This window comes from Sphingobium sp. LF-16, assembly GCF_003711185.1.
Taxonomy (GTDB): Bacteria; Pseudomonadota; Alphaproteobacteria; order Sphingomonadales; family Sphingomonadaceae; genus Sphingobium; species Sphingobium yanoikuyae_A.
This window is the reverse complement of record NZ_CP029335.1, coordinates 4,225,000-4,239,963: the sequence shown is the minus strand read 5'-3', so window position 1 is coordinate 4,239,963 and position 14,964 is coordinate 4,225,000. Positions and strand designations below refer to the sequence as shown.

Genomic DNA, 14,964 nt, shown 5'->3' with positions numbered 1-14,964 from the left:
ATACGGAGGCAAGATCATGGCTACCCTTCCCTACGCAGACTATCTGGATGACCGGAGCATCATCCGGCCGGAACCCGCCCGCGTCGGGGAGGGGGAGCCCTCGCGCCTGCGCCTCACCGGCTTCGCCTCGATCGCGGTGCCGATCGCCGGCGCCGGCCTGCCGCTCGCCTTGTTCGTGCCGCAGCTTTACGCCACCCAGTTCGGCCTCTCGCTCGCGACCATCGGCTTCATCTTCCTGCTGGGCCGCATCTGGGATGTCAGCGCCGATCCGCTGGTCGGCGCGCTCAGCGACCGCACCCGCAGCCGCTTTGGCCGGCGCCGCCCGTGGATCGCGGCCGGCGGCCTGTTGTTCGGCCTGTCCTCCGCCCTGCTCTTCTTCCCGCCCGCCGCGCTGGTGACGCCCGCCTATCTCGGCGCCGCCCTCTTCTTCTTCTATCTCGGCTGGTCGATGATCGAGATACCGGCCTCCGCCTGGGCCGGCGAGCTGTCGCGCCATTATCATGGCCGCACCCGCGTCGTCAGCTATCAGGCGCTGCTGCGCGCCATCGGCCTGCTCGCCGTGCTGGTGCTGCCGACCATCCTCGACCAGGTCGAGCCGGGCAATGGCACGCTTAAGCTGCAATTGGTCGGCGGCTTCATCATCGCCACCCTGATCCCCAGCCTCGCCCTCACCCTCTTATCCGTGCCCGAACCGCCAGTGCCCGCCACCCCGCCGGTCCGCCAGAGCTTCTGGCGCGCCACCAGCGTCATCTTCTCCGACCGGCTGCTGCTGCGTGTCCTCGCCTCCGACGCGGTGGTCACCGCCGGCCAGTCGATCCGCGCCAGCCTGATCGTCTTCTTCGCCGTCTGGTATATGGGCCTGCCCGCCTGGGCGAGCGGCCTCTACCTGCTCCAGTTCATCTTCGGCGTCGCCGCCGCGCCGATCTGGCTGCGCATCGGCACCCGCATCGGCAAGCGTCAGGCCGCGATCAGCGGCGAAATCGCCCAGGCGGCGATCAATATCGGCCTGCTCTTCGTCTTCCCCGGCGGCCTGCCGCTGCTGCTCGCCCTCACCATTGCCCAGGGGCTGACCCAGGGCTCGGGCAACCTCATGCTGCGCGCCATGGTCGCCGATGTGGCCGACGCCCATCGGCTGCGCACCGGCCATGACCGCACCGGCCTCTTCTTCTCGGTCTTTGCCCTCTCGGCCAAGCTCGGCCCGGCGATCGGCATCGGCATTGCCCTGCCGCTCATCGCCTGGCTCGGCTTTGCCGCCGGCCCGCACAATGATGCCACCGCGCTCGAAGGATTGAAGACCGTCTTCGCCCTCGGCCCGGCCCTGGCCCACATCATCGCCACCCTCATCATCTGGCGCTTCCCGCTCGACGAAGCCGCCCATGCCGAAATCCGCCGCGCCCTCGACCAGCGCGACGCGATCCCCGCCTGACCGTCCACGCATAAACTCAAGGAGACCTGCCATGACCATCCTGACCCAGAGCTTCCTCAACGCCGCCGATGCCGACGGTCCGCTCGATGTCGTTCCCGTCGCCGGCCGCATCGGCGCGGAGATTCGCGGCGTTGCGCTGGGCGGCGACCTTGACGACGCCACCATCGCCGCGATCCGCGCCGCCCTCGTCCGCCACAAGGTGATCTTCTTCCGCGCCCAGCATCATCTCGACGATGCCGGCCAGGAAGCCTTTGCCGAACGGTTCGGCAAGCCCGTCGCCCACCCGACCGTCCCGGTCGTGCCCGGCTCCAAATATCTGCTGGAACTGGATTCGAAGGAGGGCCGCGCCGCGTCGAGCTGGCACACCGACGTCACCTTCGTCCCCGCTTACCCCGAATCCTCGATCCTGCGCGCCATCGTCATCCCGCAGGCGGGCGGTGACACGCTCTGGGCCAATACGGCAGCCGCCTATGAGGAACTGCCCGAACCATTGCGCCAGCTCGCCAACAGCCTGTGGGCGGTCCATTCCAACCTCTACGACTATGCCTCGGTCGTCACCAACGCGAACGAGGAAGCGGTGAAGCGCTATCGCGAAGTCTTCGCCTCGACCGTCTATGAAACCGAACATCCGCTGGTCCATGTCCATCCCGAAAGCGGCGAGCGCTCGCTGATCCTGGGCCATTTCTTCAAGCAGTTCGTCGGCCTCAGCCAGGCCGACAGCCAGCGCCTCTTCGCCACATTCCAGGATGCCGTGACCCGGCCGGAAAACACCGTGCGCTGGCGCTGGCAGCCGGGCGACGTCGCCATCTGGGACAATCGCGCCACCCAGCATCGCGCCATCGCCGATTTCGGCACCCAGCATCGCCAGCTGCGCCGCGCCACCATCGCCGGCACCGTCCCCGTCTCGATCGACGGCCGCAACAGCCGCATCATCAAGAAGGAAGATGGCAAGATTGCCGAAGCCGCCTGAGCAGGGCTTGCTCACCCCCCCAACCTGCCCCTGACCTTCGGCACACTGGGCCGCGTTCCTTCCGGACGCGGCCCCTTTTCACGGAAGACCCCATGAAGCTCCGCACTGTCCTTGCCAGCCTGGCGCTGGCCACCGCCCTCACCACGCCCGCGGCGGCGCAGGAAAAGCGTCCCAATTTCCTGGTGATCGTCGCCGACGACCTGGGCTATTCCGATCTCGGCGCCTTTGGCAGCGAGATATCCACACCCAATCTCGACCGGCTCGCTCTGTCGGGCGTGCGCCTGACCGGCTTCCACACCGCGCCCACCTGCTCGCCAACCCGGTCGATGCTGCTGTCGGGCACCGACAATCATCGCGCCGGCCTTGGCACCATGGCGGAAATGCAGGCCCCCAATCAGGTCGGCAAGCCCGGTCATGAAGGCTATCTGCGCACCGACATCGCCGCCCTGCCCGAAGTCCTGACCGCCGGCGGCTATCGCACCCTCTTCTCTGGCAAATGGCATCTCGGCCTCACGCCGCAGCAGGATCCCCATGCCCGCGGTTTCCAGCACAGCTTCGCGCTACTGCAGGGGGCGGGCAATCATTATGGCACCGACATTTCGGCCACGCCCAAGCCCGGCTTCACCACCTATCGCGAGGATGGCCGCACGCTCGAAAGCCTGCCCAGCGACTATTATTCCTCCGACGCCTTCGCCACCAAGCTGATCGACCAGATCAAGGCGACCAAGGACGACAAGCCCTTCTTCGCCTATCTCGCCTTCACCGCGCCGCACTGGCCGCTACAGGCCCCGGCCGAAACCATCGCCAAATATAAGGGCCGCTATGAGGCGGGCTATGAAGCGTTGCGCGCCGAGCGGCTGAAGAAGCAGGTCGCGCTCGGCCTGGTCCCGGCCAGCGCCGCGCAGCATCCCCTTGAAAACAGCAAGCCCTGGGCGCAGCTGACCCCGGACGAAAAGAAGACCGCGTCGCGGACGATGGAAATCTATGCCGCGATGGTCGACCGGCTCGACCAGAATGTCGGCCGGGTGATCGATGCGCTCAAGGCCAGCGGCGAATATGACAACACCGTCATCCTCTTCCTCGCCGACAATGGCGCCGAGGGGATGGACCTGGTCCATGCCAAGAATCCCCGCTTCCGCGCCCGCGCCGAGGCGGCCGACAACAGCTATGACAATCTCGGCAAGGACAGCAGCTATATCAGCTATGGCCCCGGCTGGGCGCAGGCGGCAACCACCCCCTCCTGGCTCTACAAGGCGTTCGCGACCGAGGGTGGCACCCGCACCACCGCCTTCCTCTCCGGACCAGCGGTGAAGAAGCCCGGCAGCATCGCCCATGATTATCTCAATGTCATGGACGTCGCCCCCACGCTGATCGACCTTGCCGGCATCGCCCCGCCCAAGGGGACGTTCCAGGGCCGCACCGTCCAGCCGATCCGTGGCACCAGCTGGGCGCCCTGGCTCGCCGGCACGGCGCAGACGGTGCATCCCGCCAGCGAGGCGATCGGCACCGAATTGTTCGGCTCGCGCGCATTGCGTCAGGGCGACTGGAAGATCACCGATGCCGGCGATGGCCAATGGCATCTGTTCAACATCGCCGCCGATCCGGGCGAGACCACGGACCTGTCCGCCCGCGAACCGGCGCGCCGGGCGGCGCTGGAAAAGGCGTGGGACGCCTATGCCAGCGATGTCGGCGTCGTCCTGCCCAACCCGCGCATCATGGTGGAATAACCCGCGCATCAGGGGGATGGCACGCCCATCCCCCTCTTCTCCATCGCATTTTCCCCTTGCCCCGGCGGCGATCCCATGCACAAAGCTTGCCAATTGCCGCAGGCGGACCCATGTCCGCCGCACCCCGATTTGGCGGCACAAGGATTGAAGTGATGGACGATGTGACGATCCAGGACAGGGCCGCTTCGGCGCGACCGCTCGCCCCGCAGGAAGTGGGCGAGGGCCTGTCCGTCATCTCGATCGCGAAAAGCTATGACAAGCGCGTCGTCCTGTCCGACGTGTCGCTGACCGTGGGCAAGGGCGAGGTCGTCGGCCTGCTCGGCCCCAATGGCGCGGGCAAGACGACCTGCTTCTATTCGGTCATGGGCCTCGTCCGTCCCGACCAGGGCCGCATCATCCTCGACGGCCAGGATATTACCGGCCTGCCCATGTATCGCCGCGCGATCCTGGGCCTGGGCTATCTCCCGCAGGAAACCTCGATCTTCCGGGGCCTGACGGTCGAACAGAATATCGGCGCCGTGCTGGAAATGGCCGAACCCAACAAGGCCGCCCGTGCCGAGAAGCTGGAACAGCTGCTCGACGAATTCGGCCTCACCCGTTTGCGCGATTCTGCCGCCATGGCGCTGTCGGGCGGTGAACGGCGTCGCTGCGAAATCGCCCGCGCGCTGGCCGCCGATCCTTCGATCGTGCTACTCGACGAGCCCTTCGCCGGCATCGATCCGCTGTCGATCGCCGACATTCGCGACCTGGTGAAGCAGCTCAAGACGCGCGGCATCGGTGTCCTCATCACCGACCATAATGTGCGCGAGACGCTGGAAATCGTAGACCGCGCCTGCATCATCTACAGCGGCCAGGTGCTGTTCGCCGGCAGCCCGACCGAACTGGTCGCCCATCCCGATGTTCGCCGCCTCTATCTGGGCGAGAATTTCCAGCTCTGACATGATCGGCCGGCGCCCCCTCGCTGATGCAGGACGGCCCGGCTGATGGCGCTTGGGCCACGCCTCGACATCCGCCAGAGCCAGTCTCTGGTGATGACGCCGCAGCTCCAGCAGGCGATCAAGCTGCTGGCGCTGTCCAATCTGGAGATCGAGGCGTTCGTCGCGGGCGAACTGGAAAAGAACCCGCTGCTCGAACAGGGTGCCGCCGATGACGGCGGCCGGGACGGCAGCGGCGTCGACCGCGAGGTGGAGGCGCCGACCCTGGCCGCTGAAACCGGCGCCAGCGACGATCTGATCGCCCAGGGGCTGGGCGGCGCCGACAGCCCGCTCGATGTCGATCATGGCGCGGAAACCTTCATCGACGATGGCCCGGCCGACCGCATGGCCGCGGGCAGCGGCTCAGGCTCGCTCGAAATGCTCGGCGGCGGCAGCGGTTCGGGCGAAGCGGTCGATTTCGACAGTTTCGCCAATGCCGCGCCCAGCCTGCAGGAACATCTGATGGACCAGGCCCGCAGCACGCTGTCGGGCATGGACCTGCTGATCGCCACCCAGTTGATCGGCCAGATCAGCGAAGCGGGCTATCTGGAGGCCAATCTGCTCCAGACCGCCCATGGCCTGGGCGTGCCACTCTTCACGGTCGAGGCCGTGCTCGAAGTTATCCACAGCTTCGATCCCACCGGCGTGGGCGCCCGCTCGCTCGCCGAATGCCTCGCCCTTCAGGCAAAGGAGGCGAACCGCTACGATCCCTGCATCCAGCGGCTGCTCGCCAATCTCGACCTGCTGGCCAAGGGCGCCCTGCCCCAGCTGCGCCGCATCTGCGGCGTGGATGAAGAAGATCTGGCCGACATGATCCGCGAACTGCGCGGCTATGATCCCAAGCCCGGCCTGCGCTTCGCCAGCGACAGCGCCACGCCGGTCACGCCCGACCTGTTCGTCAGCCGCACCCGCGAGGGCTGGGGCATAGAGGTCAACAGCGCCACCCTGCCCCGCGTGCTGGTCAACCGCACCTATTATGTCGAACTGGCCGGCGGCCCGCAGGACAAGGCGAGCAAGGCCTGGCTGGCCGACTGCCTCGCCAGCGCCAACTGGCTGGTGAAGGCGCTCGACCAGCGGCAGAAGACGATCATCAAGGTAGCGAGCGAGATCGTCCGCCAGCAGGAGGATTTCTTCCGCAATGGCGTCGCTTATCTCAAGCCGCTGACGCTGCGCGCGGTCGCCGACGCGATCGAGATGCATGAATCGACCGTCAGCCGCGTCACCTCGAACAAATATCTCTCCTGCCCGCGCGGCCTCTATGAACTCAAATATTTCTTCACCAGCGGCGTCGCGGCGGCGGATGGCGACGGCGCCGTCTCGGCCGAGGCGGTGAAGAGCCATATCAAGGCACTGATCGGCGCGGAGGAGGCCCATGCCATCCTCTCCGACGACACATTGGTCGACCTGCTGCGCGCCAAGGGCATGGACATCGCCCGCCGCACCGTCGCCAAATATCGCGAATCCATGGGCATCGGCTCCTCGGTCCAGCGCCGCCGGCAAAAGGCACTCAAGGGCAAGGCCGCCTGAGCCTGTCCTACAGCGGGCCTTTCCCCTATCATCGGCGCTGCCATCCCCTGACTTTCCGATAGGATCAGGCCAGCGCAAGATAATGTCACGATGTGCGGGAAATATGCGAAGTTAAGCGCCGCAAATCCTATTTCGCCGCCTTGACCCCGGCCGCCGCGGCGGCAAAAGCGGCGGCGTAAATCACCAGATCAAGGATCGCCCGCCGCCATGTCCGTCGCCTATCTCAACGGCCAGTTTCTGCCGCTCGAAGACGTCCGCATCTCCCCGCTCGATCGCGGCTTCCTGTTCGCCGACGGCATTTATGAAGTGGCGGCCGTGATCGATGGCCGGCTGGTCGACAGCGCCAGCCATCTCGCCCGGCTGGAACGTTCCTGCACCGAAATCGGCATCGCCCTGCCGCTGACCCTGGACGAGATCGAGGCGGCGCAGAAGGCGCTGGTCGCCCATAATGGCCTTGGCGAGGGCCTGGTCTATCTCCAGATCACCCGCGGCGCTGACGTCACCCGCGACTTCATCCCGCCGGCCGGGCTGCAGCCCACTCTGTTCATGTTCGTCCAGAACAAGACCTTCCTCGACGTGCCCGCCGCGAAGACCGGCGTCGCGGTCGCCACCATGGCCGACCTGCGCTGGGCGCGGCGCGACATCAAGAGCGTCGGCCTGCTCGCCCAGGCGATGGCCAAGATGGCGGCCAAGGAAGCCGGCGCGCAGGAAGCCTGGATGATCGAGGATGGCTTCATCACCGAAGGCGCCTCCTCCACCGCCTTCATCGTCACCGACGAAGGCATCGTCACCCGCCCCTACAGCCAGTCGGTGCTGGCCGGCTGCACCGGCGCGGCGCTGACGGCCCTTGCCGAGGAAAGCGGCATCGCCGTCATCCGCCGCTCCTTCACCCTCGCCGAAGCGCTCGCTGCCAAGGAAGCCTTCATGACCAGCGCCTCGACCTTCTGCCTCTCGATCGTCAGGATCGACGGCCAGCCGGTCGGTGACGGCACCCCCGGCCCGGTCGCGACCCGGCTGCGCGAACTCTATATCGACTTCGCCCGCCGCACCGCGGTCTGACCTGCGACGAAATGAGTCCATTTCGGATCGAATAGGCAGAAAAGGGCGCCCGCATCAACCGGCGCCCTTTTCGTTTCCGCATTCCCCCCGATATCGTGGGTGCGTGACGGCCATCACGACAGCCCCGTGCATTTGCGCCATTATGGAGTCAGCGCCGGCTGCGCCCGGTGGGCAAGCGGCTAAGCTGCGGAACATAACAGGCACGGGAGATTGCGTGGTGATGGCCGATCCCTTCTCGACCGATCATGATAGCCCCTATGCCGCGCCGGATGACCGGCGTGGGCTGCTGATCGTTGCCGATGACGAATGGTTCGACGATGCCGCCATGCTGGCCCATGCCGCCGGCCTGCGCCTGCTCGGCACCGTGCCGCTCGATCAGGCCGCCGTCCGGCTCGACATGCAGGTCGGGTGCGATGTCGTCCTGCTGCACTGCCACCAGCCTGATCCGCTGCTCGAACGGCTGATCGTTCAGGTCGAGACGATCGCGATCCAGAATCGCATGGCGGTCGTCCTGCTCGCCGGGATCGAGACACTCGACATGGCCTATGCCTGCATGCGCAGCCCGCAGACCCAGTTGCTGTGCAGTCCCGACAATAGCGACATCGCCGCCGCCCTGCTCGCCGCCGCGCACGGCGATGCTATGCCCCATAATCTGCATGACGCCACCCATGAAAGCGACGGCAACCGGCTGCAGCGGCTGAGCGAGGAAGTCAGCCGTCTTGCTCGCACGATCGAAGCCCTGACCGATCGGCCGCGCCCTACGCTGCCCGCGTTCGACATGCCCGCGCGCATTGCCGATCGCCAGGGCAGCTATACGGGCATGCCGGCCATCGCCACGATCGGTGCGGCCACCATGGCGGAAACCGCCTCCGTCACCGCCGCCCAGGTCTGCGACCTGCTCCGCGCCCGCCGGCTGCGCGCCGATTTCCTGCCCGGCGACCTGTTCGCCGATCCGGCCTGGGACATGATGCTCGACCTGCTCGCCGCCCGTCTGGAACAGGCCCATGTCTCTGTCTCCAGCCTGTGCATCGCGTCCGCCGTGCCGCCGACCACGGCGCTGCGCTGGATTCGCACATTGACGGACAAGGCCCTGGTCGAGCGTCGTGCCGATCCGCATGACGGCCGCCGCATCTTCATCGCGCTCGCCGACGACGCGGCCGAGAAGCTCATGCGCTGGTTCAGCGCCAGCCATCGCTATCGCGCGCACTGATCTACCCCATCGGATAAAGGCCGCTTGACCCGCGCCCAAAAAAATCTAGAAGCGCCCGCACCCCATGGGGGCGATTAGCTCAGTTGGTAGAGCGTCTCGTTTACACCGAGAATGTCGGCGGTTCGAGCCCGTCATCGCCCACCAGTTTCGCCGAATGAGAAGCCGTCAGGGGGACGGCTGCCAGCGAAACTCCCGAGCGACAGCGAGGGCTTAGCCTTCCAGGCAAAACCAGCCCCGATCCGCACCCGTAACATTCATCCTGCAGCAAGCATGGTTCCGGCATCTTCCCGCCCATGCCGATCAGCTTCTTCCTTGGCGGCTCCGTCGCGCCGATATTGCTGATGCTGTCGCCCTTCGCGGTGATGGCGGTCGGCAATTGCGCCGACTGGCAACCCAAGACCCCAAGCGCAAGGATCGCGGCAGAGCCCCCCGCCGACGCCGGCTGCACCCAGCCCCGCTATCCGCTGATGTAATCGCGCGCTGCCAGATATTGCGGCGCCGCGTTACCGCTGCTAATTCCGCCTCCCATGATCCAGCCGCCCGAAATCATCCGAGTCACCAAGTCCCGCGTCTCCTGCGACGGTTCGGGTGACATTCCCGCCGCCCTTGGCCATCCGCGCGTCTTCCTGGAAATCGACGAGCATGGCTATGTCGATTGCGGCTATTGCGATCGCCGCTTCGTGCTGGCCGGCGGCGTCGCCGACAATGCCGAGATCGGCAACGAGCCGGACATCGCCTCGGGCGCCAGCCTCTAAGGCACCCTCTAAAATTTCCATTGGGCATCCGTCATGCCGCGCCTATATCGGGCGGCATGACCGATCTCGCTTCGCAATTCACTGATGCCCGCGGCCTGCTCTATCGTCCGGGCCTGCTCGATCCCGATGGTGCGCGCCGCCTGACCGCGCAGGCGCTTGCGGCCTGCGACGATGGCGAGCTCTACCTCCAATATCGCGCCAGCGAGAGCTTCGGCTTCGACGACGGCCGGCTCAAGACCGCCGATTATTCGACCGATGCGGGCTTTGGCCTGCGCGGCGTTTCGGGCGAGATGACCGGCTTTGCCCATGCCAATGACCTCAGCGAAGCGGCCATCGCCAAGGCGGCGCAGACGCTGACCCTGCTCGATCCGGCCAAGGGCCAGCCCGCCCCGCCGCCCCAGCGCACCAATCGCCACCTCTATACCGACGCCAATCCGCTGGAGCTGGTGCCCTTCGCCGAGAAGGTGACCCTGTGCGCCGCGATCGACGCCGCCGCCCGCGCCCGCGACCCGCGCGTCGCCCAGGTTTCGGTGAGCCTAGCCGGCAGTTGGTCGGTGATCGAGATCGTCCGCGCCGACGGTTTCACCGCCAGCGACATCCGCCCGCTCGTCCGCCTCAACGTCTCGGTCATCCTGGAGGAAAATGGCCGGCGCGAAACCGGCGTGTTCGGTATCGGCGGCCGCTATCTCTATGATCAGGTGATGGACCCCAAGATCTGGAACCGCGCCATTGACGAGGCGCTGGCCCAGGCCGAGGTCAATCTCCGCTCGGTCGCCGCCCCCGCCGGCGAGATGACCGTGCTGCTCGGCCCCGGCTGGCCGGGCGTGCTGGTCCATGAAGCGATCGGCCATGGCCTGGAAGGCGATTTCAACCGCAAGGGCACCAGCGCCTTTTCCGGCCGCATCGGCCAGCGCGTCGCCGCGCCGGGCGTCACCGTGGTCGACGATGGCAGCATCCTCGATCGCCGCGGCTCGCTGTCGATCGACGACGAAGGCACGCCGACCCAGGAAAATATCCTGATCGAGGACGGCATCCTCAAGGGCTATATGCAGGATCGCCTCAACGCCCGGCTGATGGGCGTCGCGCCGACCGGCAATGGCCGCCGCGAATCCTACGCCCATGCGCCGATGCCGCGCATGACCAACACCTTCATCAAGGGTGGTCAGGACGATCCGGAAGAGCTGCTGTCGCGCGTCAAGTCGGGCATCTTCGCCAAGAGCTTTGGCGGCGGCCAGGTCGACATCGTCTCGGGCAAGTTCGTCTTCTCCTGCACCGAGGCCTATAAGGTCGAAAATGGCAAGATCGGCGATCCGATCAAGGGCGCGACCCTGATCGGCGACGGCCCGACCGCGCTGACCAAGGTGATCGGCATTGGCAATGACTGGGCGCTCGACGAAGGGATCGGCATGTGCGGCAAGGGTGGGCAGAGCGTGCCGGCCGGCGTCGGCCAACCGACCCTGCTGATGGATGGCCTGACCGTCGGCGGCACCGCCGCCTGACCCCATTCCTTCCATGGCGGCGCGGTCACCCGACCCGCCGCCGCCATGGGCCGAGGAACCGGGCGGCGATCGATACGTATTTTGCGTATGAACATGCTGACCGACAGCCATGACGCCGTGACCGCCGACTGGGCGGCGGCCCTGCTCGACTTCTGGTTCAACCAGGTGGGCGAGGAAGGCTGGTACAGCCATGATCCGGCGCTCGACCAGCATTGCATCGACCGCTTCGCCGTCCTGTGGAGCGAGAAGCGGACGCTTCCGCCCGAAAGCTTCCTCGACCGCGCCGACGATGCGCTGGCCGCGGTGCTGCTGTTCGACCAACTGCCCCGCAACATGTTCCGCGGCCAGGCCCAGGCCTTTGCCACCGACCCGATCGCCCGTGAGGTAGTGCGCGGCGCCATCGCGCTGGGCTATGACATCCAGATTGGCGGGGCGGGCCGGCTCTTCTTCTACATGCCGTTCCAGCATAGCGAGGATCTGGCCGATCAGGAGCTGTCGCTCTCCCTGTTCGAAGGGACCGGCGACACCCGGTCGCTCGATTTCGCCCGCCAGCATCATGCAACCATCGCGCGCTTCGGCCGTTTCCCCCATCGCAACGCTGCCCTTGGTCGCACCACCCTGCCCGCCGAAGCGGCAGCGGTCGCCGAAGGATCGCAATGGTAGGCGGGAACATGCCTATTTTTTAGGCATGGCTGTGCATCTGCACATTTTTTCGGCGGCGCAACAATCTCCCCTAGTGGAAATCCCGCGTTAATGCGTCATTAGCAAATTGGCACGCCTCTTGCTGGTATGTCGCCGCACACCAAATAAGGGGGCGACATGAAACTTGTCATGGCTATCATCAAGCCGTTCAAGCTTGACGATGTCCGCGAGGCTCTTTCCTCGCTTGGCATCGCCGGTATGACGGTCAGCGAAGTGAAAGGCTTTGGTCGCCAGAAGGGCCAGACCGAAATCTATCGCGGCGCCGAATATTCCACCAACATGGTTCCCAAGATCAAGATCGAGGTGGTCTGCGACGACGACCTCGCGCCGCGCGTGGTGGAAGCGACGCAGGCCGCCGCCAATTCGGGCGCGATCGGCGATGGCAAGATCTTCGTCCTCGATGTCGGCCAGGCCGTGCGCATCCGCACCGGCGAGACCGGCGAAACCGCGCTGTAAGAAGGGGGGAATGATGACCTTTTCGAAGAAGATTTGCGGCGCGCTGGGGGCCACCGGCCTTTCGCTGTTCGCCGCGCTACCCGCCTGGGCACAGGACGCGGCCGCGCCGGCCGCGACCGTGGACAAGGGCGACGTTGCCTGGATGATGACCTCCACCATCCTCGTCTTCCTGATGATCCTGCCGGGCCTCGCCCTGTTCTATGGCGGCCTTGCCCGCAGCAAGAACATGCTGTCGGTGATGACGCAGATCGGCGCCGCCGCCTGCCTCGCCATGCTGATCTGGGTCATGTACGGCTATTCGATGGCCTTTGGCCCCGATTATACCAGCGGCCTCTCCAACGTCGTCTCGACCTTCGACAAGGCCTTCCTGAAGGGCATCACGCCCGCTTCGCAGGCCGCGACCTTCACCGCCGGCGTCGAGATTCCGGAATATGTCTTCGTCTGCTTCCAGATGACCTTCGCCGCGATCACCGTAGCGCTGGTGCTGGGTTCGGTGGTCGAACGCATCAAATTCTCGGCCGTGATGGTGTTTGCCGCCGTCTGGCTGACGATCGTCTATTTCCCGATCGCGCACATGGTCTGGGCGGCTTCGGGCTATTTCTTCAAGGCCGGCGCGCTCGATTTCGCGGGCGGCACCGTGGTCCACATCAACGCCGGCGTCTCGGCGCTGGTCGCCGCGATCATCCTGGGCAAGCGTATCGGCTATCCCAAGGAACCGATGGCGCCACACAGCCTGACGCTGACTGCGGTCGGCACCGGCCTGCTGTGGGCCGGCTGGTTCGGCTTCAACGCCGGTTCGGCGCTGGAAGCCAATGGTTCGGCCGCGCTCGCCATGATCAACACCTTCGTCGCCACCGCATCGGGCGGCCTGTTCTGGATGCTGATCGAACGCGTCAATGGCCACAAGGCGTCGGCCCTGGGCTTCTGCTCGGGCGTCATCGCCGGCCTCGTCGCGGTCACCCCGGCCGCCGGCAACTCGGGTCCGTTCGGTGCGATCGTGCTGGGCGCTGTTGCCTCGATCGTCTGCTTCTATGCCGTCACCGTGCTCAAGCCCAAGCTTGGCTATGACGACAGCCTGGACGCCTTCGGCATCCACGGCATCGGCGGCATGATCGGCGCCATCGGTACCGCGATCGTCTACTCGCCGGCCCTCGGCGGCCCCGGCGCGGCGGACTATGAAATCGGCGCCAAGCTGCTCGTCCAGATCGAAGCGGTCGTCGTGACCATCATCTGGGCCTCGATCGGCACCGCCATCGCCATCTTCATCGCCAAGGCCATCACCGGCCTGCGGGTCAGCCAGGAGGTCGAATATGAAGGCCTCGACCTCGGCGAGCATGGCGAACGCGCCTACAACTACTGAGATTGGCAGGGCGGGCCGCCCGACCGGGATACGGCCCGCCCGCCTCACCTTGTTCCTCCTGCGAACATGCCTTGGGGTCGGTACGAAAGTACCGGCCCTATTTTTATCCACAGGGCAGGCAGTCGGAATTGGGGGGGCTGGCAGCGACCAGAAGCGGACATGTTCCCCCTCCCGCAGGCGGGAGGGGGTTAGGGGGTGGGCTGGGCATCGCGAAAGCCCACCCCGCTGCGACTAACGCGCTGCGCGCGCAAGTCTCGCTACCCCTCCCGCGTGCGGGAGGGGAATAGCGGAACCCACCCAAAGTCAGACAGTCGGTCGTGTCCACAACCCCACAGCCCGCGCTGCCCCTGCCGGCCAGCGCCGCGCCCGTCCCGGCACCTGCCGTCCCGCGCGGATCACCCAGCCCAGCTTCTCGCGCCCCGGCGTCACCACGCGATGGTCCCAGGCATGCTCGCCCCGCCGCGCGACTTCGCGCGCAATGTCGCCATAGATGCCCGCCGCCGCCAGCACTGCCCAGGCCGCCCGCGCCGGCAGCGCGCCGGTGCCATGCCGCGCACTATCCTCATAGGCCGCCGCCATATCGGCCAGCCGCTGCCCCAATATCGCCAGCTGCGGCCGCAGCCAGGGCTTCATATGCTCGCCGGGCGGCATGTCCATTTCCACCAGCCACTCGACCGGCAGGTAGCAGCGGTCGGCCAGTTCATCCTCGCTGATGTCGCGGGCGATATTGGCAAGCTGGAAGGCAATGCCCAGGTCGCAGGCCCGGTCCAGCGTCGCCTCATCCTCCGGGTCGACGCCCATCAGCACCGCCATCATGCAGCCCACGGCGCCGGCGACATGATAGCAATAGCGCAACATGTCGGCCTCGCTGCGCGGCCGCCAGTCGCGCGCATCGAGCGCAAACCCCTCCAGCAGATCATGGGCATAGCGGTGCGGGATCGCGCATTCGCGCATGACGACGCCAAAGCCGTCAAAGGCCGGGTCGCCGGTCGGCTCGCCGCGCAGCGCCGCATCGGTCAGCACCCGCAGGGTCGACAGCCGCGCCTGCCCGTCGGCGACGCCGCGCATCGTCCCGCCATGGTCCTGCCCATCGGCGATATCGTCGCATTTGCGGCACCAGGCGTAGAGCAGCCAGGCCCGCTCGCGCGTCACCCGGTCGAACAGCTTCGACGCCATGGCAAAGCTCCTGGAGCCCCGCGCAATGCTGTCGCGGGCATGGGCGACCAGGGCGGGGCGATTCCATTCTCCCGTCCCGCCTGCGGGAGGGGCCGGGGGAGGGCCTGTTAAGTCCATGAAGCG

The 14,964-nt window shown here is 66.5% G+C and carries 14 protein-coding genes and 1 tRNA gene; 14 read left to right on the top strand and 1 reads right to left on the bottom strand.

The window, feature by feature from the left end; translation table 11 throughout:
• Positions 1 to 16: 16 nt before the first annotated feature.
• From DIZ22_RS19925 to DIZ22_RS19860, 14 genes are all read left to right on the top strand, one after another.
• Entirely contained in the window at positions 17 to 1,426 is a 1,410-nt protein-coding gene (locus DIZ22_RS19925; RefSeq protein ID WP_122928683.1) for an MFS transporter, read from the top strand.
• A gap of 31 nt (positions 1,427 to 1,457) precedes the next feature.
• Positions 1,458 to 2,396 (top strand): TauD/TfdA family dioxygenase, encoded by a 939-nt coding sequence (locus tag DIZ22_RS19920; protein ID WP_010336953.1) that lies wholly within the window; start codon positions 1,458 to 1,460, stop codon positions 2,394 to 2,396.
• A 92-nt stretch (positions 2,397 to 2,488) separates the two neighbouring features.
• Positions 2,489 to 4,123 carry an arylsulfatase gene (locus tag DIZ22_RS19915; RefSeq protein ID WP_048936207.1) on the top strand — a complete coding sequence of 545 codons (1,635 nt, stop codon included), beginning with the start codon at positions 2,489 to 2,491 and terminating at the stop codon, positions 4,121 to 4,123.
• Between the two features lie 152 nt (positions 4,124 to 4,275).
• Entirely contained in the window at positions 4,276 to 5,061 is a 786-nt protein-coding gene (gene lptB, locus DIZ22_RS19910; protein ID WP_010336951.1) for an LPS export ABC transporter ATP-binding protein, read from the top strand.
• Positions 5,062 to 5,106: 45 nt separating this feature from the next.
• On the top strand, positions 5,107 to 6,624 hold the full coding sequence (gene rpoN, locus DIZ22_RS19905; RefSeq protein WP_048936206.1) for an RNA polymerase factor sigma-54: 1,518 nt from the start codon (positions 5,107 to 5,109) through the stop codon (positions 6,622 to 6,624).
• A gap of 207 nt (positions 6,625 to 6,831) precedes the next feature.
• Positions 6,832 to 7,683 (top strand): D-amino-acid transaminase, encoded by an 852-nt coding sequence (locus DIZ22_RS19900; RefSeq protein ID WP_048936205.1) that lies wholly within the window; start codon positions 6,832 to 6,834, stop codon positions 7,681 to 7,683.
• 220 nt (positions 7,684 to 7,903) lie between these two features.
• The gene (locus DIZ22_RS19895; protein WP_048936204.1) at positions 7,904 to 8,893 is read left to right on the top strand and encodes a MarR family transcriptional regulator; all 990 of its coding nucleotides are present in this window, start codon (positions 7,904 to 7,906) and stop codon (positions 8,891 to 8,893) included.
• A gap of 68 nt (positions 8,894 to 8,961) precedes the next feature.
• Positions 8,962 to 9,037 (top strand) — tRNA-Val (locus DIZ22_RS19890).
• A gap of 149 nt (positions 9,038 to 9,186) precedes the next feature.
• The gene (locus tag DIZ22_RS19885; protein ID WP_048936203.1) at positions 9,187 to 9,366 is read left to right on the top strand and encodes a hypothetical protein; all 180 of its coding nucleotides are present in this window, start codon (positions 9,187 to 9,189) and stop codon (positions 9,364 to 9,366) included.
• Between the two features lie 54 nt (positions 9,367 to 9,420).
• The gene (locus tag DIZ22_RS19880) at positions 9,421 to 9,648 is read left to right on the top strand and encodes a zinc-finger domain-containing protein (RefSeq protein WP_048936202.1); all 228 of its coding nucleotides are present in this window, start codon (positions 9,421 to 9,423) and stop codon (positions 9,646 to 9,648) included.
• Between the two features lie 56 nt (positions 9,649 to 9,704).
• On the top strand, positions 9,705 to 11,147 hold the full coding sequence (gene tldD, locus DIZ22_RS19875; protein WP_048936437.1) for a metalloprotease TldD: 1,443 nt from the start codon (positions 9,705 to 9,707) through the stop codon (positions 11,145 to 11,147).
• An 87-nt stretch (positions 11,148 to 11,234) separates the two neighbouring features.
• Entirely contained in the window at positions 11,235 to 11,810 is a 576-nt protein-coding gene (locus DIZ22_RS19870) for a DUF924 family protein (RefSeq protein WP_122928681.1), read from the top strand.
• A 156-nt stretch (positions 11,811 to 11,966) separates the two neighbouring features.
• A complete protein-coding gene (locus DIZ22_RS19865) occupies positions 11,967 to 12,305 on the top strand; it encodes a P-II family nitrogen regulator (RefSeq protein ID WP_004209785.1) in 339 nt (112 codons plus the stop codon).
• Between the two features lie 13 nt (positions 12,306 to 12,318).
• Positions 12,319 to 13,665 carry an ammonium transporter gene (locus DIZ22_RS19860; protein ID WP_048936200.1) on the top strand — a complete coding sequence of 449 codons (1,347 nt, stop codon included), beginning with the start codon at positions 12,319 to 12,321 and terminating at the stop codon, positions 13,663 to 13,665.
• 303 nt (positions 13,666 to 13,968) lie between these two features.
• On the opposite strand, the gene DIZ22_RS19855 is transcribed toward DIZ22_RS19860, so the two are convergent.
• On the bottom strand, positions 13,969 to 14,958 hold the full coding sequence (locus tag DIZ22_RS19855) for a phytoene/squalene synthase family protein (RefSeq protein WP_080993504.1): 990 nt from the start codon (positions 14,956 to 14,958) through the stop codon (positions 13,969 to 13,971).
• Positions 14,959 to 14,964 lie beyond the last annotated feature (6 nt).

Coding starts and splice junctions, on each gene's coding strand:
- DIZ22_RS19885 (WP_048936203.1), top strand. CDS start 9,187: ATGCCGATCAGCTTCTTCCTTGGCGGCTCCGTCGCGCCGATATTGCTG.
- DIZ22_RS19925 (WP_122928683.1), top strand. CDS start 17: ATGGCTACCCTTCCCTACGCAGACTATCTGGATGACCGGAGCATCATC.
- DIZ22_RS19865 (WP_004209785.1), top strand. CDS start 11,967: ATGAAACTTGTCATGGCTATCATCAAGCCGTTCAAGCTTGACGATGTC.
- DIZ22_RS19915 (WP_048936207.1), top strand. CDS start 2,489: ATGAAGCTCCGCACTGTCCTTGCCAGCCTGGCGCTGGCCACCGCCCTC.
- tldD (WP_048936437.1), top strand. CDS start 9,705: ATGACCGATCTCGCTTCGCAATTCACTGATGCCCGCGGCCTGCTCTAT.
- lptB (WP_010336951.1), top strand. CDS start 4,276: ATGGACGATGTGACGATCCAGGACAGGGCCGCTTCGGCGCGACCGCTC.
- DIZ22_RS19920 (WP_010336953.1), top strand. CDS start 1,458: ATGACCATCCTGACCCAGAGCTTCCTCAACGCCGCCGATGCCGACGGT.
- DIZ22_RS19870 (WP_122928681.1), top strand. CDS start 11,235: ATGAACATGCTGACCGACAGCCATGACGCCGTGACCGCCGACTGGGCG.
- rpoN (WP_048936206.1), top strand. CDS start 5,107: ATGGCGCTTGGGCCACGCCTCGACATCCGCCAGAGCCAGTCTCTGGTG.
- DIZ22_RS19855 (WP_080993504.1), bottom strand. CDS start 14,958: ATGGACTTAACAGGCCCTCCCCCGGCCCCTCCCGCAGGCGGGACGGGA.
- DIZ22_RS19880 (WP_048936202.1), top strand. CDS start 9,421: ATGATCCAGCCGCCCGAAATCATCCGAGTCACCAAGTCCCGCGTCTCC.
- DIZ22_RS19895 (WP_048936204.1), top strand. CDS start 7,904: ATGGCCGATCCCTTCTCGACCGATCATGATAGCCCCTATGCCGCGCCG.
- DIZ22_RS19860 (WP_048936200.1), top strand. CDS start 12,319: ATGACCTTTTCGAAGAAGATTTGCGGCGCGCTGGGGGCCACCGGCCTT.
- DIZ22_RS19900 (WP_048936205.1), top strand. CDS start 6,832: ATGTCCGTCGCCTATCTCAACGGCCAGTTTCTGCCGCTCGAAGACGTC.